This is a genomic window from Agromyces badenianii, assembly GCF_003070885.1.
GTDB classification, from domain to species: Bacteria; Actinomycetota; Actinomycetes; order Actinomycetales; family Microbacteriaceae; genus Agromyces; species Agromyces badenianii.
Genome location: NZ_CP028913.1, coordinates 765,657 through 791,004, shown reverse-complemented (window position 1 = coordinate 791,004; position 25,348 = coordinate 765,657). Strand labels below are relative to the sequence as shown.

Here is a 25,348-nt window from a genome sequence, read left to right as displayed (position 1 = left end):
GGCCGTGCGTGTCTCCGGGCATAGGCTCGGCGTGTGACGGAGCGCTCGGAACCTCGGCGTCGCGGCCGGCCGCGCGGCGTCACCGCCGGCGACACCCGGGCACGCATCCTCGAGGCCGCAACGGCCGAGTTCGGCGAGCACGGGTACGAAGCTGCATCGGTGCGCGCGATCGCCAGGCGGGCGGGTGTCGATCCGGCCCTCGTGCACCACTACTTCGATGGCAAGCAGGCGCTCGTCGCCGAGGTCGTCGAAGTTCCGCTCCGTCCCGATCGACTGGTGCGCGAAGCGCTCGACGCCCCGCTCGAGGAGCTCGGCGAACGCCTCGTGCGGGCGGTGCTGGGGGCGTGGGATTCGGGCCCGGTGCGACCGGCCGCGGTGGCGGCGCTCCGCTCGGCGATCGGTCAGGGCCCCGTCGCCCGCATGCTTCGCGAGTTCTTGCGCCGAGAGATCATGCAGCGCATCGCGTCGGCGCTCGGCGGCGCCGACGACGCCGAACTTCGGGCGGAACTCGCGGCGTCGCAGCTCGTGGGCGTGATCATGGTGCGGTACGTGCTCGAGTTCGAACCGGTCGCCTCCGTCGACGTCGACGAGCTCGTGCGACGGGTCGCACCCGCGGTGCAATGGCACCTGACCGGGCGTCCGGCTGCGCTTGACAGCGAAGTGCGACCGGCGCATGATTCGGCACATGATGAATAACTCGGATGCCGCAGCAGACGCTGTGCCCGGCGCCGCGATCATCGTCGAAGACCTCACGGTCGTCAGGGGCGGGGTGACCGCGCTCGATCACCTCTCGCTCGCAGTGCCGCGCGGCCGCATCGTGGGTCTCCTGGGCCCGAGCGGGAGCGGCAAGACGAGTCTCATGCGCGCCATCGTCGGCGTGCAGCTCGTGAAGTCGGGCACCATCGAAGTGCTCGGCCTGCCGGCCGGCAACCGCTCGCTGCGCACGCGCATGGGCTACGTCACCCAGCAGGCGAGCGTGTACGACGACCTCACGGTGCGCCAGAACCTCGCCTACTTCCGCCGCATCATCGGCGCACCGGCATCCGACATCGATCGCGTCATCGAACGCACCGACCTCGCGTCCGTCACCGGCCGCCTCGCCGGTTCGCTCTCGGGCGGGCAGCGCAGCCGCGTCTCGCTCGCAGCGGCACTGCTCGGCGACCCCGAGGTGCTCGTGCTCGACGAGCCCACCGTCGGGCTCGACCCCGTGCTCCGCGTCGAACTGTGGGCCCTGTTCCGCAGCCTCGCCGACGACGGCGCCACGCTGTTGATCTCCAGCCACGTCATGGACGAGGCCAAGCGCTGCGACCGCCTGCTGCTGCTGCGCGACGGCCGGCTGCTCGCCGACGACACGGTGCGCGGCGTGCTCGAGATCACCGGCACCGACGACGTCGAGCAAGCCTTCCTGCGCCTCATCGAGCGCGGCGAGCCCGACCTCCGGCCCACGGCCGAGCGGGAGGCGCGACGATGACCATCACGCGCACCTTCGCGACCGCGGGCCGCGTGCTCACCCAGATCCGCCACGACCCGCGCACCGTCGGTCTGCTGCTCGTGGTGCCGAGCCTGCTCATCGGCCTCGTCGCGTGGATCTTCACCGACACCGACGTCTTCTCCGACATCGGCCCCGCGATGATCGCGCTCTTCCCGTTCATCGTGATGTTCCTCGTCACGAGCATCTCGACGCTGCGGGAGCGCCGCAGCGGCACCCTCGAACGGCTGCTCTCGATGCCGACGGGCAAGGGCGACTTCATCCTCGGCTACGCCCTCGCCTTCGGCCTGCTCGCGGTGTTCCAGACGGCGATCGCGGTCTCCTTCGCGGTGTGGGTGTGCGGGCTCGAGATCGAGGGGTCGATCTGGCTGCTCTTCGCCGTCGCCGTCGCCGACGCCCTGCTCGGCACCGCCCTCGGCCTCCTCGCGAGCGCCTTCGCCCGCTCCGAGTTCCAGGTCGTGCAGTTCATGCCGCTGCTCGTCTTCCCGCAGATCCTCCTCGGCGGCATCTTCATCCCCCGCGACCAGCTGCCCGAGGGGCTCGAGGTGATCAGCGAGTGGCTGCCGCTGAGCTTCGCGATCGACGCCCTCCAGGCGGTCGCGGCCGACTCGGAGAGCGCCGAGTGGATCACCGCGAAGATCCTCGTGATCTGCGCCTGGATCGTCGGGTCGATCGTGCTCGGCTCGGTGACGCTGCGCCGGCGCACGCCGTAACAGGCCGTGCCGGGCCGGGCCGGCCTGGGCCGGTTACGGTCCGAGCACCCGCTCGAGGTACGGGTTGCCGAAGCGCCGCTCGGGATCGAGCTCGTCGCGCACACGCAGGAAGTCGTCGAAGTGCGGATACACCTCGCGGAGCGACTCGGCATCGCGCGAGTGCATCTTGCCCCAGTGCGGCCGACCGCCGAACCCGCGCATGATCGCCTCGACCGCGGCGAAGTACTCGGCGGGATCTTCGCGGAAGTACCGGTGCACGGCGATGTACCCGGTCGCACGGCCGTGCGCCGTCGACAGCCAGTTGTCGTCGGATGCCGCGGCGCGCACCTCGATCGGGAAGCTGATGCGCCATCCCTTGCGCTCGATGAGGGCGCGCACCTCTCGCACCGCGTCGGGCACCGCCTCGAGCGGCACCGCGTACTCCATCTCGCGGAATCGCACCGTGCGGTTCGTCACGAACACCTTCGGTGAGAAGTCCGCGAAGTCGCGGTCGCCCGTGAGCTTCTCGACCTGCCGAGCGAAACCCGGAATCACGCCCGGGGTCGCCGTGCCGAGCGCGCACACGCCCCGGTACAGGCCATTGGCGAGCAGCTCGTCGTCGACCCACCGCGAGAGGCGGCCGAGCGGATGCCTCGGGGCGTCGCCGGGCAGCCGGGTGTTGGTCTTCGTGAGCGCCGCCTCGGTGTGCGGGAACCAGTAGAACTCGAAGTGATCGGCCGACCGCACCCGATCGAGCCAGCCGTCGAGCACCTCGCCGAGCGGCGCCGGCTTCTCGACGGCGTGCAGCACGTACCGCGGCACGAGCTGCAACGTCACCTCGACGAGCACGCCGAGCGCGCCCAGACCGAGACGCACCGCGGGCAGCAGCTCGGGGCGCTCGGTCTCGCTCACCGTGATGAGTTCGCCGGTGCCGCTGACGATCCGTGCGCCGACGACCTGCGTCGCGAGACCGCCGAATCCGAGCCCCGTGCCGTGGGTTCCCGTCGAGGTCGCCCCCGAGATCGTCTGCCGGTCGATGTCGCCCATGTTCGCGAGGGCGAGTCCGTACGGCGCGAGCAGCGCCGGCAACTCGTGCAGCCGGGTGCCCGCGCCGAGGGTGACCCGGGCGGTGCCGATGTCGGCATCGATGACGCCCGAGAGCGCCGTCATGTCGAGCTGCACGCCCGGCGCCACGGCGATGCCCGTGAAGCTGTGCCCCGAGCCCACGGGCTTGATGCGCAGGCCGGATGCCGCGGCGGAGACGACCGCCCGCTGCACCGCGTCAGCCGTGGCCGGCCGTTCCACGCGCAGGGGCCGCACCGACTCCGTACGACCCCAATTGCGCCACGTCGCTCCGGTCGCCGTCACAGGAGAGCCTTTCCTCGACACTGCCCGGTCGGCACGTGCCACGTCGCTCCGGTCGCCGTCACAGGAAGGCCTTCCCTTCTCCTCGATAGCTCGGAATCGTCTCGACCACTTCGCCGGCATCGACCACGGCGAACTCGTTCAGGTGCTCGGCGAGTTCGCCCGACTTCGTGTGCCGGAACCAGACCCGGTCGCCGATCGCGAGCCCGCGGGCCGCGGCGCCGCGCACCGGGGTCTGCACTTCGCCGGCCATCTCCCGCGGCTCCATCACGAGCCCCTCGGGCCAGGCGATCTTCGGCAGCCGGTCGCCGGCGGGCGGTCCCGAGGCGACCCAGCCGCCACCGAGGATCGTCGCGTGATCCCGGCTCGGGCGGCGCACCACGTCGAGCGCGAACGCCGCAGCGGGTGCCGGCGTGAAGTGCTTGTACCCGTCGAAGAGGTGCCCGCCGAAGATGCCTGAGCCGGCCGCGATCTCGGTCACCGAGGCATCCGCCGCCGTGGATTCGAGCGACCCCGTGCCGCCGCCGTTCACGAACTCGAGATCGACGAGCCCGCGCACGGCGGCGACCGCTCGCGCGCGACGTTCGTGCAGTTCGGGGATCGATCGCGACTGCATCCAGCGATTGACCGCGCCGTCGACCGGCCGGCCCGCCGGCCGATTGACCACGCCCGCGATCTGCGCCTCGTACGCCATCATGCCGACGAGGTCGAACCCGGGGCGGTTCACGATGTACGCGGCGAGCGCGGCGGCGTCTTCGGGCGTGTGCACAGGAGAGCGGCGCACCCCGAGGTGGCCGAGCACCGGCGCGTTCCACGAGGCGTCGAGTTCGAGGCACACCCGGATTGACTCGCGCTTGCCGGGCGGCAGCACCGAGTCGACGAGGTCGAGCTGCGCGGGCGAATCGACCATGAGGGTCACCCGCGCCGCGAAGTCGGGGTCGCTCGCGAGCCGGCGGATGCCCGCCCGCTCGGCGGTCGGATACCCGACGACGATGTCGTCGACCGTGTCGGCGAGCCAGAGCGCCTCGGCGAGCGTGTATGCGAGCACCCCGTGGTAGCCGGGCATCGCGAGGAGCGCCTCGACGACCCCGCGCACCCGCAGAGACTTCGACGCCACGCGAATGGGCGTGCCGTTCGCACGGCGCAGCATGTCGAGGGCGTTGTGCCGCAGCGCCCCGAGGTGGAGCGCCCCAACGGGAGCGTCGAGATGCGCCGTCGCGGCGGTCAGGGCCGGCCAGTACCGTTCGGGGCGCAGCCACTCCGCGGCATCCGCTGCCGGCGTGCCGGTCTTTCGCAGATCGAGGGCCATCAGCGCACGCTCCTCACGCGAGCGACGGCGAAGGCCCCGGCGAACGAGAACGCCGCGCCGAGCAGGAAGACGAGCATGAAGGACCCTGAGACGACCACCGCGGCGGCGCCGATCATCGGCGCGACGGCCTGCGGCACGGCCGAGGCGATGTTCATGATGCCGAGGTCTTTGCCGCGGGATGCCGCATCGGGCAGCACCTGTGTCGCCAGGGCCTGGTCCACCGAGAGGAAGCATCCGTAGCCGAGCCCGAGAAGCCCCGCCGCGAACATCGCGACGGTCAGGTCGGGGAAGAGGGCGAGGAGCAGTGCCGCGATGCCCTGGAGGGCGGAGGCGACGAAGACGAACACCTTGCGCCGGCCGAGCCGGTCGGAGAGCTTGCCGAGCAGCAGCGAAGCGGCGATCACGAACACCATGTAGATGAGGGTCAGCACGATGAGGTCGTCTTCGGCGTGCTCGTCGTCGAGCTGGAACATCAGGAAGTACAGAAGCAGGCTCGTGCCGAGCGCATTGCCGACCGAGACGAGCACCCGGCTGAGCAGGGTCCAGCCGAAGTCGGGATGCTTGCGAGGGCTGATCCAGAACCCGGCGATGATGCCCCGCGCCGTGACGCGCGATCGCTCGGTCGGCGCGAGCGGCTGGTCGGCGCGGGTGAGGAACGGCACGGCGAGCACGAGCAGGATCGCCGCGAGCAGGATGTAGCCGAGCGACGCGTCGGTCACGAGTTCGGTGACGAGCACGAGCCCGACGATGATGCCGGCCGCCTGCGGCGCCGACATCCAGCCGGAGACGAACCCGCGCTGGTTGACAGGCACCTGATCGGAGATCGTCGCGGTGAGGGCGGCGGTCATGATGCAGAAGCCGATGGATGACGCGACCCACGCGGCGCCGATCGCCCAGATCTCGGTCTGGAAGCCGAGTGAGACGAGCGAGAGCGCGAAGACGAGCGCGCCGATCACGATCCACGGCCGACGGCGGCCGAACCGCGACATCGTGCGGTCGGAGAGGGCACCGGTCAGCGGGTAGGCGATGATCGTCGCGATCGCTGCGACGCCCGAGATCGCGCCGAACGCGACGACGCTGTCGACCCAGTTCTCGGGGTGCAGCTGCGCGTCGATCTGCGCGGGCAGCAGCAGTTGCACGGGGGTGAGCTGCGCCATCCAGACGCCGAGCCAGACGGTAGCGAACGAGGCGATCCAGCCCGCCGAGACTCGGGCGACCGGCTCCCCGAGCGCCGACGACGGCTTCGATGGCGGCACGGGCTGCGGGGGCTGCGCGGAGTCGAGGCTCGTCATCGGGGGTCGGCCATTCTCGAAAGGGCGTCGGCGGCCGCGTGCGCGACCGCCCGTGCATCGTCGTCGTCGCGCGCGACGAGCCAGGTGAGGGTGAGCCCGTCGGTGAACGCGATGAGCACGCGGGCGACCTGCTCGACGGGGGTGCGCCACACGACACCGGCGCGTTCGGCTGCGGCCTCGAGCGAACGGGCGCCGAGTTCGGCGTAACGGGCGTACTGCGCGAGGGCGAGCGGGTGCCGCTCGGGCGAGCGCAGGGCGTACTGGGTGAGCTCGAGCATCGCCTGCTCGTGCTCGGGGTCGGCCCTGAGGTGATCGAAGTAGCGCAGCAGCCCGGCCTCGAGCATCTCGCGCAGATCGTGCCCTTCGAGGTGCTCGGGCAGCACCGCCTCCTGCTCGCGGGCGACGACCGTGGTGATGAGTTCGTCGATGAGCTCGTCACGCGAGTCGAAGGCGTAGTGGAAGCTCGCGAGCGACATTCCGGCCTCTGCGACGATCGCTCGAGTCGTGGCCTGCGCGATGCCTCGCCGTGACACGACGCGGAGGGCCGCCTGCACGAGCGCGGCGCGCCGTTCGGAGGCGGGGATGCGAGCCACGCTGCTCCTCTCGACACCATCGACGACGAAGTGGGACGATCGTCCCAGTCGCATCAGTATGCACGAAAACCGTTACGCTCGCAGCATGCGCCTCGGAGTCCTCGATGTCGGTTCCAACACGGTGCACCTGCTGGTGGTCGAGGCCCATCCCGGCGCGCGCCCCATTCCCACAGCCTCGCACAAGTCCGTGCTGCGGCTCATGCGCTACCTCGAGCCCGACGGCTCGATCAGCGCCGAGGGCGTCGCCGCGATCCTGACCGCCGTCGGCGACGCGGCATCCGCTGCTCGACAGGCCGGTATCGAGGAGTTGCTCGCCTTCGCGACCTCGGCGATCCGCGAGGCCGCGAACGGCGAGGCGGTGCTCGACCTCGTCGAACGCGACACGGGCGTGCGACTCCAGGTGCTCTCCGGAGACGACGAGTCCCGACTCACCTACCTCGCCGTGCGGCGCTGGTACGGCTGGTCGGCCGGGCGACTGCTGCTCTTCGACATCGGCGGCGGTTCGCTCGAGATCGCGCAGGGCATCGACGAGGTTCCGGATGTCGCGCGGTCGCTGCCGCTCGGCGCCGGGCGCTCGACGATCTCGTTCCTGCCCGACGACCCGCCCTCGCCCGAACAGGTCGCGCGACTCCGCGCCCACGCGCGGGCGGTGCTCGGGAAGGCCGTCGAGGCCTTCCGCGACCTCCCCGCCCCGAACCACGTCGTCGGTTCATCGAAGACGATCCGCTCGCTCGCGCGGCTCGCCGGCAGCATCGAAGACGGCTACGGCGACTCCGACCGCAGCATCCTCACCCGTGAGGGGCTCGACGACTGGACACCGCGACTCGCTCGCATCCCAGCCGACGCGCGGCCGGCGCTGCCCGGCATCACCGTCGACCGCACCTTCCAGATCGTCGCGGGAGCCGTCGTGCTCTCCGAGGCGATGCGCGCATTCGACGTCGACGAGCTCGAGGTGTCGCCGTGGGCGCTGCGCGAAGGCCTCATCCTCCGCCGGCTCGATCGGCTGAGCTGATCAGCCCGAATCGATCAGGATCGGAGAAGCGCGCGACGGATGCACCCGCATAGCCTGTGATCGATGCTTCGCCCAGCGCAGCGTCACCGACGACAATCCCGGAAGGAGACACACGCATGGCCACGAGCGACACGTCCGGAGGGCTGAGCAAAGAGGAGCGCGAGGCGGTCAAGCAGCGCGCCAAGGAGGTTCGCGAGCAGGAGAAGGCCGGCAAGAGCCGCGCGGCCGGCGAGAAGGCGGTGCAAGACGCCATCGCGCAGCTGGAGCCCGAAGACAAGGTGCTCGCCGAGGGTCTCTACGCGGTCGTCACCGAGGTCGCGCCCGACCTCGTTCCCAAGACCTACTACGGCATGCCCGGCTTCGCGAACGCCGAGGGCAAGATCGTGCTCTTCATCCAGCCCGCCAAGAAGTTCGGCACCCGCTACGCGACCATCGGCTTCGAAGACAAGGCACATCTCGACGACGGCGAGCTGTGGCCGGTCGGCTACGCGATCCGCAACTGGACGCCGGCGGTGGAGCAGAAGATCACCGAGCTCGTTCGCAAGGCCGTCGGCTGACTCTGCTCGACGCCGCGGCGCTCGATGATTGAGCTGGTGCTCCCGCTGGGAGAGCGGGTGCTCCCGCTGGGATTCGAACCCAGACTGAGGCGATTTTAAGTCGCCTGCCTCTGCCGATTGGGCTACGGGAGCGCGGCGCCGCCCGGAAGGGCGGCGCCGCGTCACAGCATAGTCAGGGGCGGTCGCTACTTGGCGGCGACGGCCTCTTTCTTGGTCGTCTTGCTCGCATTCGTCGCGGCCGGCACGGGGGCCTCGATGACCGGCGGCTTCGGGCGTGCGGCGAACAGCTCGAACTGGGCACGCGGCTGCTGCACCGCGGCGAGCGAGACGATGTCGCGACCGAGCCAGAAGTTGTTCCACCAGCCCCAGAACACGCGGAACTTGCGCTCCCAGCTCGGGATGGCGAGGCCGTGGTAGCCGCGGTGGGCGAACCAGGCGATGAGGCCCGTGAGCGCGAGCTTGCCCGACTGGAAGACACCCGAGCCGACGCCGAGACCGGCGACCGCGCCCATGTTCTTGTGGAAGTACTGCTTGGGCTCTTCTCCGCGGAGCACGGCGACGATGTTCTTCGCGAGCAGCTTGCCCTGGCGCACCGCGTGCTGGGCGTTCGGCACGCAGTAGCCGCCGACGCCCCCACCGGTGAGGTCGGGCACGGCGGCGATGTCGCCGGCGGCCCAGGCGTCGGCCACGACATCTTCGTCATCGCCGATACGCAGATCGGCGCGCGTCTTAAGACGGCCGCGCTCCTCGACGGGCAGGTCGCTCGATCGCACGATGGCGGGGTTCGCCATGACGCCGGCGGTCCAGACGATGAGGTCGGTCTCGAAGCTCTCGCCCGTCGACAGCTCGATGACGCCGTCGACGGCGCTCGTGAGCTGCGTGTCGAGGTGGATCTCGGCGCCGCGCTGGGCGAGGTGCTTGATGACCCAGTGGCTCGTGGGCAGCGACACCTCGGGCATGATGCGCCCCATGGCCTCGATGAGGTGGAAGTGCGTCTCGTCGAAGGTGAGCTGCGGGTAGTACTCGAGCAGCGAGCTCGCGAACGAGCGGAGCTCGGCGAAGACCTCGATGCCGGCGAAGCCGCCGCCGACGACGACGAAGGTGAGCAGTCGCTCGCGCTCGGGGCCGGGGGGCAGGTTCGACGCCTTGTCGAAGTTCGTGAGCACGCGGTCGCGGATCGCGACGGCCTCTTCGATCGACTTCAGGCCGATCGCGTTGTCGGCGATGCCCGGGATCGGGAAGGTGCGCGAGACCGCGCCGCCGGTGACCACGACGACGTCGTAGTCGAACTGCCACGGCTCGCCCAGCTCGGGCGTGATCGTCGCGGTCTTGGCCGCGTGATCGATGCGGGTGACCTTGGCGGTCACCACGTTCGTCTTCTTCAGGTGCCGACGCTGCGCGACCACGGAGTGACGCGGTTCGATCGAGCCTGCCGCGACCTCGGGGAGGAACGGCTGGTACGTCATGTAGGGCAGCGGGTCGACGATCGTCACCTCAGCCTCGCCGGGACGCAGCCACTTCTCGAGCTTCCACGCCGTGTAGAACCCCGCATAGCCCCCGCCGACGATGAGAATCTTGGGCACGGTGAATGGACTCCTCAGTTTTTGTACGTTCGGGCTGACGCTGCGATCACTGCTCGCGAGTGCGGACAGTCCGCCTGGTATGCCGAGTGGCGCCGATGCCCAACAGCGCTGCTAGCGTACCAAACCCTGCGACCAGTGAGAGCGGCACGGTGATGTAGGCCAGCGTCCACGGGGTGGGCAGCAGCGTCTGGGCGCCGTCGGAGCGGGGCAACGGCGGATCGGCGATCGGCACGATCGGCTGCTCTTCAGCGCTCTGCTCGGGCGCCTCGACCTCGGCACGCCGATGCAGGGTGATCCAATCGGCGAGGCTGTCGAGCGGGTTCTCGTCGACCTTCGACACGTTCGCCTTGAGGGCGGTCACGGGGTCGATGAGGCCGTACCCGTAGAGCGCGCTCGGCACCGCCTGCCCGTTGGGGTCGGCCGTCGCGATGAGTCGGTTGATGACGTTCGCCGCGTCGAGCTCGGGGTACTCGGCGCGGATCAGCGCGACGAGTCCCGACACGATGGGCGCAGCCCCGCTCGTGCCGTTCCAGCGCACGTAACCGCCGTCGGGCAGCAGGCCGACGAGGTCTTCGCTCGGCGCCGCAACGGCGATCGTGATGCCCTGGGAGCTCGCGTCGAGGCTCGCGTTCTTCGCCTTGTCGACGCCCGCGACCGTCAGCACGCCCGGGATCGTCGCCGGCGCCCCCACCTGGCTCGTGCCGCTGCCGCGGTTGCCGGCCGCGGCCACGACGACGACATCGTGCTCGAACGCGTACATGAACGCGTCGTCCCAGCTCTCGGGCCAATCGGGGGTGTTCCGGGTCAGCGACATGTTGATGACGTCGGCGCCGTTGTCGACCGCCCAGCGCACGGCCTCGGCGATCTGGTCGTCGTTCGACTTCACAGCGCCCGTCTCCTGCCCGAAGGCCACCGAGATGCTGAGCAGGGATGCCTCGGGCGCCGTGCCGATCATGCCGTTGCCCTCGCCCGTTCCGCGACCGGCGAGGAGGCCGGCGACCATGGTGCCGTGCGTCGAGTCCTCGCCGACCGGGGTCTGCCCGTCGGGAGTGCCGAGGCCAGAGACATCCGTGCCGCCGACGACCGCACCTCGAAGCTCGGTGACGTTGCCGTTGACGCCGGTGTCGATGATCGCCACCGTGACGCCCTTGCCGCGAGAGGTGCTCCACGCGGTCGTGAAGCCGTAGTCGCCGAGCCAGTACTCGTAGTCGCGCACGAGATCGGCGTGCGCGGGTGCCGCACCGGCGAGCGCGAGCAGCGTCGCCGCCGCCACCGTCGCCGTGGCCCGCGCGAGCAACGCGAACGGCCGGCGGGCGCGGCCGGAACGACCCGAACGCGTCGAGCGCTCGGTGCGTCGCGTGCGGAGCGCGAGGTTCACGCCGTCGATCCTCCGGCTGCGTCGACGCCGTAGTCGGGGCAGCGGCACACCGCGGGCGACCAGCTCGAGCGCTCGAGCGCGATGTCACCCATCGGGTTGGCCCCGGGGCCCGCGGCGAGGGCGTGCGCGGCGAGCGCGTGCAGGCACTTGACGCGCGTCGGCATTCCGCCCGCGGAGATGCCGGCGAGCTCGGAGACGACCGCGATGGATTCGCGATCGGCGAGGTAGTCGCGGTGGGCGCGCCCGTAGGCCTCGGCGACCGCCGGGTCGCTCTCGAGGAGCTCACTGCACTCGACCATCAGCTGCGCGGCCTCGAGGAACGACATCGCCGCCGTCGCGACGGGGTGCGAGAGGTAGTAGAAGGTGGGGAACGGCGTGCCGTCGTCGAGGCGCGGAGCCGTCGCCACGACCGTCGGCGCTCCGCACACGCAGCGCGCCGCGATGCCCACGACGTTCCGGGCGGGGCGGCCGAGCTGCGCGGAGACGATGCGCACGTCGCGCTCGATCACCGGGTCGAAGGGCGGGCGGCTCATCAGTTCTCCTCGGCGGCGGGGGCCGCGGGGTCGGCAGGGGCGGGCGGCGTCGCCGGATCGGTCGGCGTCGCGGGATCGGTCACGGGCGGCACGGCCTCGGGCGCCAACCCGGCGGTCAGCACGGAGTCGAGCAGCGTGCCCATCCAGTCGCCCTTCGATTCGGTCACATCGGCAGAGACCTCGGCCGCGGCATCCGCCTTCGCCGCTGCAGTTCGGTCGTCGATGACGAGGTAACTCACCTCGCCCGGCATCACGTAGTAGAGGCGCTCGCGCGCCTGCGTCACGATGAACGTGTCATCGTTCCAGCGCTCGCGTTCGTCGCGCAATCGCTGCACTTCCTCCTCCTGCGCGGAGACGGCGGCGCGGAGTTCCGCGATCTGCTGCCGCTGCTGCGCGAACGCCGCGATCGTCGGCGCCAGCACGACGACGGCGAGCACGAGCACTCCCATCATGATGATGGAGAAACCTGAGAAACGGATGCCACTGAGCCATCCCGCTCGCACGGAACCGGTTGTCTGGGCCGAGGCGGCGGACGGGGCGGCCTCGCCCGCGCTGGTCTTCCTGCCAGGGCCCGCGCCCGTGCCGCCGCCCGTGCTCTTCGCGGCGCCCTTGCCGGTGCTCTTGCCGGTGCTGCGCGGCGCCGCCGCCGAGGCCGGCTTCGGCTTGGGGCTCGGAACCGTCGGGCGCCGTGGGGCGCGTCGGGAGCGACCTGTGTCTTCCATCGCCCCTCCTCACCCTCGAACCCGGAAATGCGATGACGGGGGCGGCCACTCGGCCGCCCCCGTCACACCCGAACTGTCTAGGCCGTGTAGCGGGGGAACGCCGTGCGGCCGGCGTACACCGCGGCCTCACCGAGCTCCTCTTCGATCCTCAGAAGCTGATTGTACTTGGCGACTCGCTCGCTCCGGGCGGGCGCGCCCGTCTTGATCTGACCGCAGTCGGTCGCGACGGCGAGGTCGGCGATCGTCGTGTCTTCGGTCTCGCCCGAGCGGTGCGACATGACGGCGGTGTAGCCCGAGCGCTGCGCGAGCTTCACGGCGTCGAGCGTCTCGGTCAGGGTGCCGATCTGGTTCACCTTGACGAGGATCGAGTTACCGGTGTGCTTGGCGATGCCCTCGGCGAGTCGCTTCGGGTTGGTGACGAAGAGGTCGTCGCCGACGAGCTGGAGCTTCGTGCCGAGCTCGGCGGTGAGCTGCGCCCAGCCGTCCCAGTCGGACTCGTCGAGCGGGTCTTCGATGGAGACGAGGGGGTACGCAGCGGCGAGCTCGGCGTAGTACGCGCTCATCTCGGCCGAGGTGCGGTCTTTGCCCTCGAAGCGGTAGACGCCGTTCTCGTGGAACTCGCTCGCCGCGACATCCAGCCCGAGTGCGATGTCGGTGCCGAGCGTGAAGCCGGCCTTCTGCACGGCCTCGGAGATGAAGTCGAGCGCGTCGCGGTTCGACGCGAAGTCGGGCGCGAAGCCGCCCTCGTCGCCGAGGCCGGTCGACAGGCCCTTGGCCTTCAGCAGGCTCTTCAGCGCGTGGTAGGTCTCGACGCCCCAGCGAAGGCCCTCGGAGTAGCTCGGCGCGCCGATCGGCAGCACCATGAACTCCTGGATGTCGACGCCCGTGTCGGCGTGTGCGCCGCCGTTGATGATGTTCATCATCGGCACGGGGAGCACGTGGGCGTTCGGGCCGCCGAGGTAGCGGAAGAGCGGCAGGTCGGCCGAGTCGGCGGCGGCCTTCGCGACGGCGAGGCTCACGCCGAGGATGGCGTTGGCGCCGAGGCGGCTCTTGTTGTCGGTGCCGTCGGCCTCGATGAGGGCGGCGTCGACGAGGCGCTGGTCGGCGGCGTCGAGGTCTTCGATGGCGGGGCCGAGGTCGTCGAGCACGGCGTCGACGGCCTTCTGCACGCCCTTGCCGAGGTAGCGGTCCTTGTCGCCGTCGCGCAGCTCGTACGCTTCGAAGGCACCGGTCGATGCACCCGAGGGCACCGCGGCGCGGGCGAGCGAGCCGTCGTCGAGCAGCACCTCGACCTCGACGGTCGGGTTGCCGCGCGAGTCGAGAATCTCGCGTGCGCCTACAGCTTCGATGATTGCCACAGTGAACTCCTCTGTGATGGGTTGGGTGAGCAGCGGACGACTCCGTCGTGATCCGCAGTCAGTCTAGTAATGCTCACGACTGGCGCTCACGCCGTTACGGAGTTCGAGCCCTCTCCCCGCGAACCGTCGATCTTCGCCCTTGCATTGCCCGGGAAGGGCGAAGATCGACGGTTCGCGGATGGTCGAGCGGGCGCGCGGGACGCAGCGTTCGGGCGTGGGCGGGCGTGTGTGCGGGCGTGCGTGCGTGACCGTGCCCGGCCTTCACACCGATCGCGAACGGATGACACGACGCAACCGGGCGACGAACGCGTCGGGTTCGCGGAACAAGTCGTCCGAGGTGACCCGGACGACGCGCCATCCTGCCGCCTCGAACTTCTCGCGCCGCGTGATGTCCCGCTTCCACCGCACCGGATCGCGATGCCGCCCGCCCTCGTACTCGATGACGATCCGCCAATCGGGGTACGCGAGATCGGGGTGCAGCACCTCGCTCCCGTCCTCCACTGTGATCGGCAGCGCGATGGCGGGTTCCGGCAGGCCGGAATCGACGAGCAGCAGCCGGGTGAGGGTCTCGGGCCGCGACTCGGCGCCCTGCCGCACGCGAGGCAGCGCTTCCGCGAGGGAGCGGGCCCCGCGCCGCCGGCCCCACCGGCGCCGCGCCGCCTCGAGATCCTCGAAGGTCGCGCGAGGCGGCTCGCGGTGACGTCCGTTCCGCCGACCCGTGACGAGTGCATCACCGATCGCGACGAGCTCGTCGACCGCGAGCATCGATCCGAGCTGGCACCACGCGATCACCGCGGAGACGACCGGTACCCCGAAGAGAAGGTCCGTCTCGAAGGCTCGGGATGCCTCGTGGCCCGTCGTTCCCACGGTTCGGGCCCGCGCGACCCCGTGCGGGGCGAGCACGTGGAGCGGTCGCAACGGGACACCCGGGGGCAACGGGAGTCCGTGCAATCGAGCCGCCGTCGAGTGGGAGAACGCCTCGCCTCGCCGGAGCAGCGGCTCGTAAGCACGGCAGAGGTCGACCACCGACTCGAGGTCGAGGCGAACGGCGCTCACGCCGGTGAACGGGTGATCGACATCGGCCGAGCGCAATCGTTTCGGACCGAGCCCGTGATACTCCGTATCGCTCGAGCGGAAGGCCGATCCGTGCACGTGCTGGGGCAACGGAACGCGGCGTGGCATCGTCACATGATGCGCGATCGCGGCGTTTCAGGCCGCGCGTTCTCCACACCCCCGGAGATCTCACCACTCAGTCGCGTACGCGCCGCGTTGATCCGTCGATCTTCGCCCCACGATCCTTCGCAAAGGGCGAAGATCGACGGATCGACTCCCTTTTGGGAGGAACGCATACGGGCTCGGCGCGGGCGAGGCGCGGGCGAGGCGCGGGCGGCGCGGGCGAGACGCGGGCGAGACGCGGGCGGCGCGGAGCGCGCGCCGCGGTCAGCCGAGGTCGCGGAACTCGAGCGACGCGGCATCCGTGGTCTCGGCGCCGACCGGCGCGAACGCGTCGAAACCGTCGGCGGTCACCCGGTCGAGCAGGGCGCGCAGGTTCTTGACCCGCCGCTCGAGCCGAACCCGCGAACCGGATGCCACGAGCTCGCGCTTCAGCTCGAGCAGGCGACCGGCCGCCACATCCGCGTCGTACACGAGCACGACCGCGCGCGGGCGCTCCTCGTCGCGCACGGCGAGCAGGTCGACGATGCGCTCGAACCCGATCGAGAAGCCGCACGCCGGCACCTCCTGGCCGAGGAACCGCCCGATCATGTGGTCGTAGCGGCCGCCGCCGCCGAGCGAGTAGCCGTAGTCGGGGTGGGCGATCTCGAAGATCGTGCCGGTGTAGTAGCCCATGCCGCGCACGAGGGTCGGGTCGAATTCGATGGCGGCGTCGGGCAGGGCCGCGCGCAGCGCGAGCAGCTCGGCGTACGCCTCGCCGTCGAGCCACGAGGGCGGCGCGACGACACCGTCGGCCAGGTGCCAATCGGCTGCGGTGAGCGCCTCGAGCTCGGCCGCGACATCCGCATCGCCCGTGACGATGCCGAGCTCGGCGAGTTCGGCCGCCACTCCCCCGGTGCCGATCTTGTCGAGCTTGTCGATCGTGATGAGCGCGCGTTCGCGGAGTTCGTCGGGCACGCCCCACGAGCCGAGGATGCCGGCGAGGATGCGCCGGTCGTTGAGCCGGATCGTGCACCCCGAGAGGCCGAGCGCGTCGAGCGTCGCGACGGTCGCGGTGAGCAGCTCGAGCTCGGCGAGCTGCCCCGCCTCGCCGATGATGTCGATGTCGCACTGCACGAACTGGCGGTACCGCCCCTTCTGCGGGCGTTCGGCACGCCACACCGGCGCGATCTGGATCGAACGGAACACGGGCGGCAGGGCGGCCCGGTGCGTCGCGTAGAAGCGGGCGAGCGGCACCGTGAGGTCGTAACGCAGGCCGAGGTCGGCGAGCGAGAGGGCATCGCCGGATGCCGCGGCGCGCGCCAGGTCGTGGGGGCCGAGTCCGCGCTTCATGACGGCGAAGGCGAGCTTCTCGTTGTCGCCGCCGAGTCCGGCGTGCAGCCGCGAGGAGTCCTCCATGACCGGCGTCTCGATCTCGTCGAAGCCGTGCGCTGCGTACACGCCGCGGATCACGCCGAGGGCGTGCTCGCGACGGGCTTTCTCGGCGGGGAGGAAGTCGCGCATACCGCGCGGAGGGGTGACGGATGCGGCCATGCCGACCATTCTTCCAGCACGCGGCATCGCCCTCGGTGCGCCGGTTACTCCGCGCGGGCCTGCTCGGCCGTGCGCACCTCGTCTTCCAGGCTCCGCACGGCGCCGCGCAGGGCGCGCTCGGCGTCGAGCCCCTGCGAGCGAGCGGATGCCACGAGCCCGAGCAGCACCCGGCCGAGCTCGTCCTCCGTGGCGGGCGCCGCCTGCGCCGAGGCATCCGTCACGCCCACCTTCTCGGCCTTGCCGAGCACCTTCTGCGCGAGCGCGAGGGCGGGCATGCCGCGCGGGATACCGTCGAGCACGCTCGTGCGGTGCGGCTTCTCGTCGGCCTTGAGGTCGTCCCAGAAAGCCACGACGTCTTCGGCGGTCTCGGCCTCGCGATCGCCGAAGACGTGCGGATGCCGCGACACCATCTTCGCCGTCATGTGGCGCGCGACATCGTCGATGTCGAAGGCCTCGTGGGGCGTCTGCGCCGCGATGTCGGCGTGGAAGAGCACCTGGTAGAGCACGTCGCCGAGCTCCTCGATCATCTCTTCGCGGTTGCCCGACTCGATCGCGTCGATGAGCTCCCAGCTCTCCTCGACGAGGTACTGCACGAGGCTCTCATGCGTCTGCTCGGCGTCCCACGGGCAGCCGCCCGGAGCACGGAGCAGGGCCACGGTGTCGATGAGTTCGGTGAGACCGTCGTGCGTCTCGCGGACGTCGGCGTCGGTGGATGCGCGGTCGGCTCGGGCGTCGCTCATGCGGCCAGCCTACGTCGGGCGCGGCCGCGATGCGCCGGGGCACGGGCGCACGTGGCCGGTAGAGTTCCTTCAGGAGCGCCGGGAAGTCTGGTCGGCCGGCGGGAGACCGCCGTCATCGCCCAACCGACGTCGCACGCGTTCTCCGCAGAGCTCGTGCACGAGACTTCCTGGAGTCCCACATGAACTTCCTCCGCTCGGAGCGCTGGTCGGCAGCCCTCCTCCTCATCGCCGCGATGCTCGGCCTCGTGATCGCGAACCTGTCGTTCGGGCCCGCGCTCATCGAACTGAAGAACGAGCACATCGAGCTGCCGTGGCTCGGCCTCGACCTCTCGGCCGGGCACTGGATCAGCGACGGGCTGCTCGCGGTCTTCTTCTTCATCGTCGCCGTGGAGCTCAAACGCGAGCTCGTCATCGGCGAGCTCAACTCGCTCTCGAAGGCGCTGCTTCCGGCGATCGCCGCGGTCGGCGGCGTCGTCGCGCCGGCGCTCATCTTCCTCGCCTTCACGGGGGGCACCGAGACGGCGAACGGATGGCCCATCCCCACGGCGACCGACATCGCCTTCGCGCTCGGAGTGCTCGCGATGTTCGGCACCTGGATCCCGACCCGGGTGCGCGTGTTCCTGCTCGCGCTCGCCGTGCTCGACGACCTCATCGCGATCCTGATCATCGCCTTCTTCTTCACGAGCGATGCCGATCTCGCGTCGCTCGGATTCGCGGGCATCGCGATCGCGCTCTTCGGCGCGGTCAGTCGCATGCTGAAGCCCCGGTCCGCATGGATCCTCGCCCGCCGCCCGCAGTGGCCGATCGCCGTCGTGCTCACCGTGCTCGCGGTGCTCGCCTGGTACTTCGTCTACCGGTCGGGCGTGCACGCGACGATCGCCGGCGTCGCGCTCGGGCTCGTCATGGCCCGTCGGCCGGGCGGCCGCGCGGTGCACGCGCTCGAGCCGTGGTCGAACGGCATCATCCTGCCCCTCTTCGCGTTCTCGGCGGCCATGGTCGCGATTCCGCAAGTGCGGCCGAGCGAGCTCGACCCGGCGTTCTGGGGCATCCTCATCGGACTGCCGGTGGGCAAGATCATCGGCATCATGGTGGCCGGCGGACTCGGGGTGCTCGTGGCGCGGCGACGCTCCGGGATCCCGCTCACCTTCGGCGACCTGTTCGTCGTGGGCACGCTCGGCGGCATCGGCTTCACGGTGTCGCTGCTCATGAACGAGCTCGCGTTCGCCGGGCTCCCCGAGGTCGCCGACGAGGGCACGCTCGCCGTGCTGCTCGGCTCGGGCATCGCGATCGTCGCCTCCGGCATCGTCGTGAGCGTGCGCTCGGCGCAGTACCGCCGTCGCGGCGGGCATGCGGGCGTCGGCGGGGCGTTCTCCCGCTGAGCCCGTGCCAGACTTGCCGGATGAGCGACAGCACGCCCGCCGCCCGCTACCTTCGCGCTGAACTCCAGGAACGTCGACTTCACGGCATCCGAAAGGCGGTGCACACGGCGTTGCTGCTCGCCGGCGAGACGAGCGGTCTCGGGGGCCCGTCGATCGCCGACCTCGTCGTCGTACGCAGGGACTCGGACGCCCCGGTGATCCGCACGAAGGCGGGCACGCTGGATGAGGCCGACGCGCTGCTCCGCGCGATCAATGCCGACCTCGAACGGATGACGGTCGAGGAGTTCCTCGCCGAGTGGGGCCACCTGGCGTCGTAGCGGATGCCGCGGCGACGGCGCCCGCCCGTCGGAGCAGCTCAGTCGCTCGCGGCCACCGCCGCGGATGACGCAGCCGCCGGGGCATCCGTCGCCGTCGCCTCGGGCATCGGGAAGATCGCCGTGATCAGTCGTGACACCCACTCGATGAGGTCGGCGTCGCCCGGCAGTTCGCCGTTCGTCGTCGGGAAGGGCACGAGGATCACGTCGTTCTGGGCGAAGTGCTTGGCGCCGGGGTACATGCGCTCGAGCCGCACCCGGCGCGAGTCGGGAATGTGCGCGGGTGCGATGCGCAGCTTCGAGCCAGTGGCGATGACGTCGGAGAGGCCGGCGAGCTGCGCCAGGCGGCGCAGCCGCGAGATCGCAACGAGGTGCTCGACCTGCTCGGGCGGCTCGCCGTACCGGTCGACGAGCTCGTCGAGCACCTGGTCGATCTGCCCGTCTTTCGCGGCGGGCCCGCTCGCGGCCGAGAGCTTCTGGTACGCCTCGAGGCGCAGCCGCTCGGAGTCGACGTACTCTTCGGGGATGTGCGCGTCGACGGGCAGCTCGAGCCGCAGCTCGGTCTGCCCGGTGGCGACGTCGCCGCGGAACGCCGAGACGGCTTCGCCGATCATGCGCAGGTAGAGGTCGAAGCCGACGCCTGCGATGTGGCCGGCCTGCTCGGCTCCGAGCAGGTTGCCGGCGCCGCGGATCTCGAGGTCTTTCAGCGCGACCTGCATGCCGCTGCCGAGCTCGTTGTTCGCGGCGATCGTCGACAGCCGGTCGTGGGCGGTCTCGGAGAGCGGCTTGGCGGGATCGTAGAGGAAGTACGCGTACGCCCGCTCGCGGCCGCGACCGACGCGACCGCGCAACTGGTGCAGCTGCGAGAGCCCGTACTTGTCGGCGCGGTCGATGATGATCGTGTTGGCGTTCGAGATGTCGAGGCCGGTCTCGATGATCGTCGTCGAGACGAGCACGTCGAACTTGCGCTCCCAGAAGTCGACCACGATCTGCTCGAGCACGTGTTCGTTCAGCTGCCCGTGCGCCACCGCGATGCGCGCCTCGGGCACGAGCTCGGCGAGCTGGGCCGCGGCCCGGTTGATCGACGAGACACGATTGTGCACGAAGAAGACCTGGCCTTCGCGCAGCATCTCGCGGCGGATCGCCGCGGCGACCTGCTGCTCGGAGTACGGCCCGACGAAGGTGAGGATCGGGTGCCGGTCTTCGGGCGGTGTCGCGAGCGTCGACATCTCGCGGATGCCCGTGACCGCCATCTCGAGTGACCGCGGGATCGGCGTCGCGCTCATCGCGAGGATGTCGACGTTGGTCTTCAGCTTCTTCAGAGCGTCTTTGTGCTCGACGCCGAAGCGCTGCTCCTCATCGATGATGACGAGGCCGACGTCTTTGAACTTCACCTTCTCGGTGAGGATGCGGTGCGTGCCGATGACCATGTCGACCGTGCCGTCGGCCAGACCTGCGATCGTCTCGCGCGCCTCTTTGTCGGACTGGAAGCGGCTGAGGGCGCGCACGTGCACGGGGAAGCCCGCGAACCGCTCGCTGAAGGTCTCGAGGTGCTGCTTGACGAGCAGGGTCGTCGGCACGAGCATCGCGACCTGCTTGCCGTCTTGGATCGCCTTGAACGCCGCGCGCACCGCGACCTCGGTCTTGCCGAAGCCGACGTCGCCCGCGAGCAGGCGATCCATCGGGATCGACCGTTCCATGTCGGCCTTCACTTCGTCGATGGTCTGCACCTGGTCGGGCGTCTCGGTGAACGGGAAGGCCTCTTCGAGCTCGTGCTGCCACGGGGTGTCGGGGCCGAACGCGTGGCCCTTCGACGCCATGCGCGCCGAATAGAGCTTCACGAGCTCGACCGCGATGTCGCGCACCGCCTTGCGCGCACGGCCCTTGGTCTGCGACCAGTCGCTGCCGCCCATCTTCGAGAGCGACGGCGCCTCGCCGCCGACGTACCGTGAGAGCAGGTCGAGCTGGTCGGTCGGTACGAAGAGCCGGTCGCCGGGCTGGCCGCGTTTCGACGGGGCGTACTCGATCACGAGGTACTCGCGCACCGCGGTCGGCTGCTGCTGAATGCCGGCGGTGCGGCTCGGGCCGGTGGGCCGCGAGCCCGTGGCCACCTCGCGCTGGACCATTTCGATGAACTTGCCGATGCCGTGCGTCTGGTGCACGACGTAGTCGCCGGCCTTCAGTTGCAACGGGTCGACGACGTTGCGGCGGCGGCTCGCGAGCTTCTTGCCCTGGCGGGCGTCGTAGCCGGCCGCGCGCCCGTAGAACTCGGCCTCGGCGAGCAGGCCGAGCTTCACCTCGGGCACCTCGTAGCCGTGCGCGGCGTCGGCCTGCACGAGGTACGCCACGCCGGGCTCGAGCTCGGGCGGCACCTCGTCGACGATGCGGGCGGCGAGCCCGGCCTCGGCGAGCACGTCGCGTGCGCGCTCGACGAGGCCGTGACCGGCGGCGGCCACGACGAGGCTCCACCCCTCGCGCAGGCGTTCGGCCGCGTGGTCGACGGCGCCGGCCACATTGCCCTGGAAGCTCGGCATTGCGTTCGCGGCGACCCGCACGGTCGTGGATGCGCCGGCGACGTGAGCCGCGGCCTCACCGCCGGCGGCGGCCACCACCTCGGCCGCGTCGCCGATGTCGAAGCCGGAGAAGTTCCACCACACGCGTCGCGGATCGGGCTCGCCGGGAGCGCTGAACAGCGCGGCATCCCGAAGCTGGCGAACAGTGAGGAAGTCGCCGGCCGCGAGGTCGATGGGCGCGTCGGCGCCGGCCGTCGCGGCGCTCCATGCAGCGCCGAGGAACTCGCGGTTCGTCTCGCCGAGGCTGACCGCCCGGCCGGCGACCCGCTCGGGCTCGAGCACCGCCACGGCCGCACCCTCGGGAAGATAGTGGCTGAGCGGCACGAGCCGGTCGAGCAGCGCCGGCGCGAGCGACTCCATGCCCTCGACGGGGATGCCCTCCGACACCTTCTCGAGCAGCGCCGAGAGGCTCGGGAACTCGTGCACCATCTCGCGGGCCCGCTGCCGCACCGGCTCGGTGAGCAGCAGCTCGCGACTCGGCGGCAGGGTCACGCGTTCGATCGGATCGGGCAGCGAACGCTGGTCGGCCACCGAGAACGCGCGCAGCTCTTCGACCTCGTCGCCGAAGAACTCGACGCGAACGGGGTGGTCGGCGGTGGGCGGGAAGACATCGAGGATGCCGCCGCGCACGGCGAACTCACCGCGACGGGCGACCATGTCGACTCGCGCATATGCGAGGTCGACGAGCTTGACCGCGAGCTCGGCAAGGTTGTAACCGCGCCCGCCGGCGACGAGCTCGACCGGTTCGAGCGAGGCGAGGTTGTCGGCGAGCGGCTGCAGCGCCGCGCGCACCGAGGCCACGACGACGAGCGGATGCTGCGAGCCCGCCGCCGCCCAGTCGTGCATGCGCCGCAGCGCATGCAGCCGGCGGCCGACGGTCTCGGCCGAGGGGCTGAGCCGCTCGTGCGGCAGCGTCTCCCACGCGGGGAACTCGAGCAGCTCACCGCCCGGCAGGTACGGCGCGAGGGAGGCCCTCAGCGACTCGCCCTCGCGACTCGTGGCGGTGATGACGAGCAGCGCCGGCGGAAGGCCGGCTTCGGCGCGACGCTGCAGCAGACCGGCGAGGAGCGGGGCGTCGAGTCCTGCGGGAGCCGAGAAGTCCGCGTTTCTCAGGGCTTCGGCGAGCGCTGCATCGACGGTCGAGGCGCGCGAAAGCGCCGTGAGAAAGCCCTGGAGGTTCACCCGTCGAGTCTACGCGGCGCATCCGACACGGCGGCCGGGGCGCGCTGCGGCAGCACCGGTGGTCCCGCCGCCGGGCGCACGTCGGTACCGGCCGATACGATGGGCGCCGCAGACGAAACGCCAGGAGGCCCTCCGCAATGATCACCGCAGCCGCCGACGGATCGGCCCTCGGAAACCCCGGCCCGGCCGGCTGGGCCTGGTACGTCGACGCCACATGCTGGGGTGCCGGCGGCTGGAAGCACGCCACCAACAACCAGGGCGAGCTGAAGGCCGTGCTCGAGCTCTTCCGTGCGACGGCGCACCTCGACGACGAGCTGCTCGTGCTCTGCGACAGCCAGTACGTGATCAACTCGGTGACGAAGTGGATGCCCGGCTGGAAGCGCAAGGGCTGGCGCAAGGCCGATGGCAAGGCGGTCATGAACGTCGAACTGCTGCAGGAGCTCGACGAGGAGCTGGCCGGTCGCCGCTACCGCTTCCAGTGGGTCAAGGGGCATGTCGGCCACGAGCTCAACGAGGCCGCCGACGTGCGTGCCCGCGCGGTCGCCGAGGCGTACCAGCGCGGCCTCGAGATTCCGTCAGGTCCGGGATGGAGCGGCGCCTGCGAGACGGGCTCGGCGGCAGCGCCGCTCGATGCGGTCATGCTCGAACCGGTCGACCTCGGCGCCCCCGAGCTCGACGTCAGTGCGCCCGAGCTCGTGAGTGCACCCGAGCTCGTGAGCGAGCCCAGGCTCGACGACGCCCTGTTCAGCCTCGACGACGAGCCCGAGGCCTGGCACAGCATCACCCTCGAGCTGTCGACCGAAGAGCTCGACCGCCTCCGTGTCAGAGCCCAGGCCGAGGGCGTGCCGCCCGAGGACTTCCTCCGCGGACTGATCTGAACGGGCGTCGTCAGCTCGGCGCGTGGAAGCGCTGCTGCGCGGCGACCAGGCCATCGCCCGCGACCGTCTCGACGGCGTCCGCGGCATCCGACAGCAGGTTCGGCAGCGTCTCGCGCTCGGCGCCCGAGAAGTCCTTGAGCACGAAGTCCGCCGGATCCTGACGGCCCGGCGGGCGGCCGATGCCGACCCGCACACGCACGAAGGGCGCGCCATCCGTCGCCTTCTGGATGTCGCGGAGCCCGTTGTGCCCGCCGTGTCCGCCGCCCTGCTTCAGTCGTACGGTGTCGAACGGCAGGTCGAGCTCGTCGTGCACGACGATGAGGTGCTCGGGGTCGAGCGAGTAGAACTTCAGCAGGGCCGACACCGGCCCGCCCGAGGTGTTCATGAAGCTGTTGGGCTTGGCGATGACGAGCTTCGGGCCGCCGGGCCGGAGGAAGCCCTCTGCGACGCGCGACGGCGTCTTGTGGCTCTTGAAGGGCGCGCCGATGCGCGAGGCGAGCTCGTCGGCGACCATCTGGCCGACGTTGTGCCGGTTGCCGGCGTACTGCGCGCCGGGGTTGCCGAGGCCGACCACGAGCCAGGTGTTCTGGGGCACGGCGTCGTCCTTCCGTCGCGGGCGCAGCAGATCGAGGATTCCCATCGGACCTCCGAGCGAGTGTGGAACGGGCGAGGCCCCGCACCCCGCGTTCCGAGCGTACCCGGGTGGCGGGAGGCAGGGCCTCGACGCGGTGGTGCGAGTGCTACTCGGCCGACTCTTCCGCAGCCGCTTCGGCGGCAGCCTCGGTGGCCTCGCCCTCGGCTGCGGCCTCAGCGGCCTCTTCGCCCAGGTCGACCTTCTGCGGCGTGTGCACGTTGACGACGAGCGCCTCGGGGTCGGAGAGGAGCGTCGAGCCCTTGGGCAGCTCGACGGCGCCGGCGAGGATCTGGGTGCCCTCTTCGAGGCCCTCGACGTTGACGACGACGCGCTCGGGGATGTGGGTCGCCTCGGCCTCGAGCGAGAGCGTGTGCTGGTCGAGGTCGGCGATCGTGCCGGCCGCGGTCTCACCCTCGACGTGCACGGGAACCTCGACCTGGACCTTCTCGCCGCGCTTGATGACGATGAGGTCGAGGTGCTCGATGATCTGGTGCACCGGGTCCTTCTGCACGTCCTTCACGAGGGCGAGCTGGCTCTCGCCGTCGATCTGCAGGTCGAGCACGGCGTTCGCCTTGCGCAGCAGCAGGCCGATCTGGTGCGAGGGCAGCGCGATGTGCTTCGGGGCGGTGCCGTGGCCGTAGACCACTGCGGGGATCTTGCCGGTGGCGCGCAGCTTGCGGGCCGCGCCCTTGCCGAAGGATTCGCGCGTGTCTGCGATGACCTTGTTGTCTTCGTCCATGATGTCTCTCCTTGCGGGCTCACGGCCCAGATCGTGTGTCTGTTGTTCTCGACTCGAACGCGCGCAGCCGAGCTGCGCAGAGGCGTGAGGAAAAGCCGTGGAGCCTGCTCCTACCGCGTCGATCACGGATGCCCCTCGCGCCCGCTCTCGCGGACGAACCAGGGCCTCCCTCGCCGAAGTCCACGGTCATCGCACCCGAGGGAGCACATGACCGACCATGAAGTCTACCAGCCCGCCGCGGGCGCGGAGTGCGCCCGAGCTCCCCGGCAATACCGCGCAACGGTGAGGGCCGCTCACACTACGCTGGATGACGAACCCAT

The 25,348-nt window shown here is 70.7% G+C and carries 23 protein-coding genes and 1 tRNA gene; 8 read left to right on the top strand and 16 right to left on the bottom strand.

What is annotated here, in order from left to right; translation table 11 throughout:
• Positions 1-33 precede the first annotated feature (33 nt).
• The 3 genes from DCE93_RS03795 to DCE93_RS03785 are packed head-to-tail and all read left to right on the top strand — an operon-like array spanning position 34 to position 2,202.
• Positions 34-696, top strand: a complete 663-nt coding sequence (locus DCE93_RS03795) for a TetR/AcrR family transcriptional regulator (protein WP_108594709.1) — start codon at positions 34-36, stop codon at positions 694-696.
• On the top strand, positions 686-1,471 hold the full coding sequence (locus DCE93_RS03790) for an ABC transporter ATP-binding protein (RefSeq protein WP_108594708.1): 786 nt from the start codon (positions 686-688) through the stop codon (positions 1,469-1,471). Before DCE93_RS03795 ends, DCE93_RS03790 begins: the two co-directional genes overlap by 11 nt.
• Complete coding sequence (locus DCE93_RS03785) at positions 1,468-2,202, top strand: ABC transporter permease (RefSeq protein WP_108594707.1); 735 nt, start codon at positions 1,468-1,470, stop codon at positions 2,200-2,202. The genes DCE93_RS03790 and DCE93_RS03785 overlap by 4 nt, the downstream gene beginning before the upstream one ends.
• Positions 2,203-2,235: 33 nt before the next feature.
• On the opposite strand, the gene DCE93_RS03780 is transcribed toward DCE93_RS03785, so the two are convergent.
• Genes DCE93_RS03780 through DCE93_RS03765 form a run of 4 tightly spaced genes read right to left on the bottom strand, consistent with a single transcriptional unit; the run spans position 2,236 to position 6,740 of the window.
• Positions 2,236-3,549: a D-arabinono-1,4-lactone oxidase gene (locus DCE93_RS03780; RefSeq protein ID WP_108594706.1), complete on the bottom strand. Its 1,314-nt coding sequence runs from the start codon at positions 3,547-3,549 to the stop codon at positions 2,236-2,238.
• A 58-nt stretch (positions 3,550-3,607) separates the two neighbouring features.
• On the bottom strand, positions 3,608-4,855 hold the full coding sequence (locus DCE93_RS03775) for an alanine racemase (protein ID WP_108594705.1): 1,248 nt from the start codon (positions 4,853-4,855) through the stop codon (positions 3,608-3,610).
• A complete protein-coding gene (locus tag DCE93_RS03770) occupies positions 4,855-6,147 on the bottom strand; it encodes an MFS transporter (protein ID WP_108594704.1) in 1,293 nt (430 codons plus the stop codon). Before DCE93_RS03770 ends, DCE93_RS03775 begins: the two co-directional genes overlap by 1 nt.
• Entirely contained in the window at positions 6,144-6,740 is a 597-nt protein-coding gene (locus DCE93_RS03765) for a TetR/AcrR family transcriptional regulator (protein WP_165906157.1), read from the bottom strand. Before DCE93_RS03765 ends, DCE93_RS03770 begins: the two co-directional genes overlap by 4 nt.
• Before the next feature lie 85 nt (positions 6,741-6,825).
• On the opposite strand from DCE93_RS03765, the gene DCE93_RS03760 reads away from it, so the two are divergent.
• Both DCE93_RS03760 and DCE93_RS03755 read left to right on the top strand, forming a co-directional pair.
• On the top strand, positions 6,826-7,752 hold the full coding sequence (locus DCE93_RS03760) for a Ppx/GppA phosphatase family protein (RefSeq protein WP_108594702.1): 927 nt from the start codon (positions 6,826-6,828) through the stop codon (positions 7,750-7,752).
• A gap of 116 nt (positions 7,753-7,868) precedes the next feature.
• Positions 7,869-8,309 (top strand): iron chaperone, encoded by a 441-nt coding sequence (locus DCE93_RS03755; RefSeq protein WP_108594701.1) that lies wholly within the window; start codon positions 7,869-7,871, stop codon positions 8,307-8,309.
• A 58-nt stretch (positions 8,310-8,367) separates the two neighbouring features.
• Here DCE93_RS03755 and DCE93_RS03750 read toward each other — a convergent pair.
• The 9 genes from DCE93_RS03750 to DCE93_RS03710 form a co-directional block, all read right to left on the bottom strand.
• Positions 8,368-8,441, bottom strand: a tRNA-Leu gene (locus tag DCE93_RS03750).
• Positions 8,442-8,494: 53 nt separating this feature from the next.
• A complete protein-coding gene (locus DCE93_RS03745) occupies positions 8,495-9,892 on the bottom strand; it encodes an NAD(P)/FAD-dependent oxidoreductase (RefSeq protein ID WP_108594700.1) in 1,398 nt (465 codons plus the stop codon).
• A gap of 46 nt (positions 9,893-9,938) precedes the next feature.
• Positions 9,939-11,270 carry a S8 family serine peptidase gene (locus DCE93_RS03740; protein WP_338027601.1) on the bottom strand — a complete coding sequence of 444 codons (1,332 nt, stop codon included), beginning with the start codon at positions 11,268-11,270 and terminating at the stop codon, positions 9,939-9,941.
• Positions 11,267-11,803, bottom strand: a complete 537-nt coding sequence (locus DCE93_RS03735) for a DUF501 domain-containing protein (protein ID WP_108594699.1) — start codon at positions 11,801-11,803, stop codon at positions 11,267-11,269. Before DCE93_RS03735 ends, DCE93_RS03740 begins: the two co-directional genes overlap by 4 nt.
• Positions 11,803-12,525, bottom strand: coding sequence for an FtsB family cell division protein (locus DCE93_RS14745; protein ID WP_244284231.1), 723 nt, complete (start codon positions 12,523-12,525; stop codon positions 11,803-11,805). Before DCE93_RS14745 ends, DCE93_RS03735 begins: the two co-directional genes overlap by 1 nt.
• Before the next feature lie 77 nt (positions 12,526-12,602).
• Positions 12,603-13,883: a phosphopyruvate hydratase gene (gene eno, locus DCE93_RS03725; RefSeq protein WP_108594698.1), complete on the bottom strand. Its 1,281-nt coding sequence runs from the start codon at positions 13,881-13,883 to the stop codon at positions 12,603-12,605.
• Between the two features lie 261 nt (positions 13,884-14,144).
• Positions 14,145-15,065, bottom strand: coding sequence for an endonuclease domain-containing protein (locus tag DCE93_RS03720; RefSeq protein WP_146184931.1), 921 nt, complete (start codon positions 15,063-15,065; stop codon positions 14,145-14,147).
• 258 nt (positions 15,066-15,323) lie between these two features.
• Positions 15,324-16,589 (bottom strand): histidine--tRNA ligase, encoded by a 1,266-nt coding sequence (gene hisS / locus DCE93_RS03715; protein ID WP_108596570.1) that lies wholly within the window; start codon positions 16,587-16,589, stop codon positions 15,324-15,326.
• A 44-nt stretch (positions 16,590-16,633) separates the two neighbouring features.
• Positions 16,634-17,329, bottom strand: coding sequence for a nucleoside triphosphate pyrophosphohydrolase (locus DCE93_RS03710; protein ID WP_108594696.1), 696 nt, complete (start codon positions 17,327-17,329; stop codon positions 16,634-16,636).
• 179 nt (positions 17,330-17,508) lie between these two features.
• Here DCE93_RS03710 and DCE93_RS03705 point away from each other — a divergent pair, with 179 nt between their 5' ends.
• Positions 17,509-18,708 (top strand): Na+/H+ antiporter NhaA, encoded by a 1,200-nt coding sequence (locus DCE93_RS03705; RefSeq protein ID WP_108594695.1) that lies wholly within the window; start codon positions 17,509-17,511, stop codon positions 18,706-18,708.
• A gap of 20 nt (positions 18,709-18,728) precedes the next feature.
• Positions 18,729-19,025 carry a hypothetical protein gene (locus DCE93_RS03700; protein ID WP_108594694.1) on the top strand — a complete coding sequence of 99 codons (297 nt, stop codon included), beginning with the start codon at positions 18,729-18,731 and terminating at the stop codon, positions 19,023-19,025.
• A gap of 38 nt (positions 19,026-19,063) precedes the next feature.
• On the opposite strand, the gene mfd is transcribed toward DCE93_RS03700, so the two are convergent.
• Positions 19,064-22,777, bottom strand: coding sequence for a transcription-repair coupling factor (gene mfd, locus DCE93_RS03695; RefSeq protein WP_108594693.1), 3,714 nt, complete (start codon positions 22,775-22,777; stop codon positions 19,064-19,066).
• Between the two features lie 137 nt (positions 22,778-22,914).
• On the opposite strand from mfd, the gene DCE93_RS03690 reads away from it, so the two are divergent.
• Positions 22,915-23,655 (top strand): RNase H family protein, encoded by a 741-nt coding sequence (locus DCE93_RS03690; protein WP_108594692.1) that lies wholly within the window; start codon positions 22,915-22,917, stop codon positions 23,653-23,655.
• Between the two features lie 10 nt (positions 23,656-23,665).
• Here DCE93_RS03690 and pth read toward each other — a convergent pair whose 3' ends face one another.
• Together pth and DCE93_RS03680 are read right to left on the bottom strand one after the other, a co-directional pair.
• The gene (gene pth, locus DCE93_RS03685; RefSeq protein ID WP_108594691.1) at positions 23,666-24,295 is read right to left on the bottom strand and encodes an aminoacyl-tRNA hydrolase; all 630 of its coding nucleotides are present in this window, start codon (positions 24,293-24,295) and stop codon (positions 23,666-23,668) included.
• Positions 24,296-24,395: 100 nt separating this feature from the next.
• Positions 24,396-25,028: a 50S ribosomal protein L25/general stress protein Ctc gene (locus DCE93_RS03680; protein ID WP_205647469.1), complete on the bottom strand. Its 633-nt coding sequence runs from the start codon at positions 25,026-25,028 to the stop codon at positions 24,396-24,398.
• Positions 25,029-25,348: the final 320 nt, after the last annotated feature.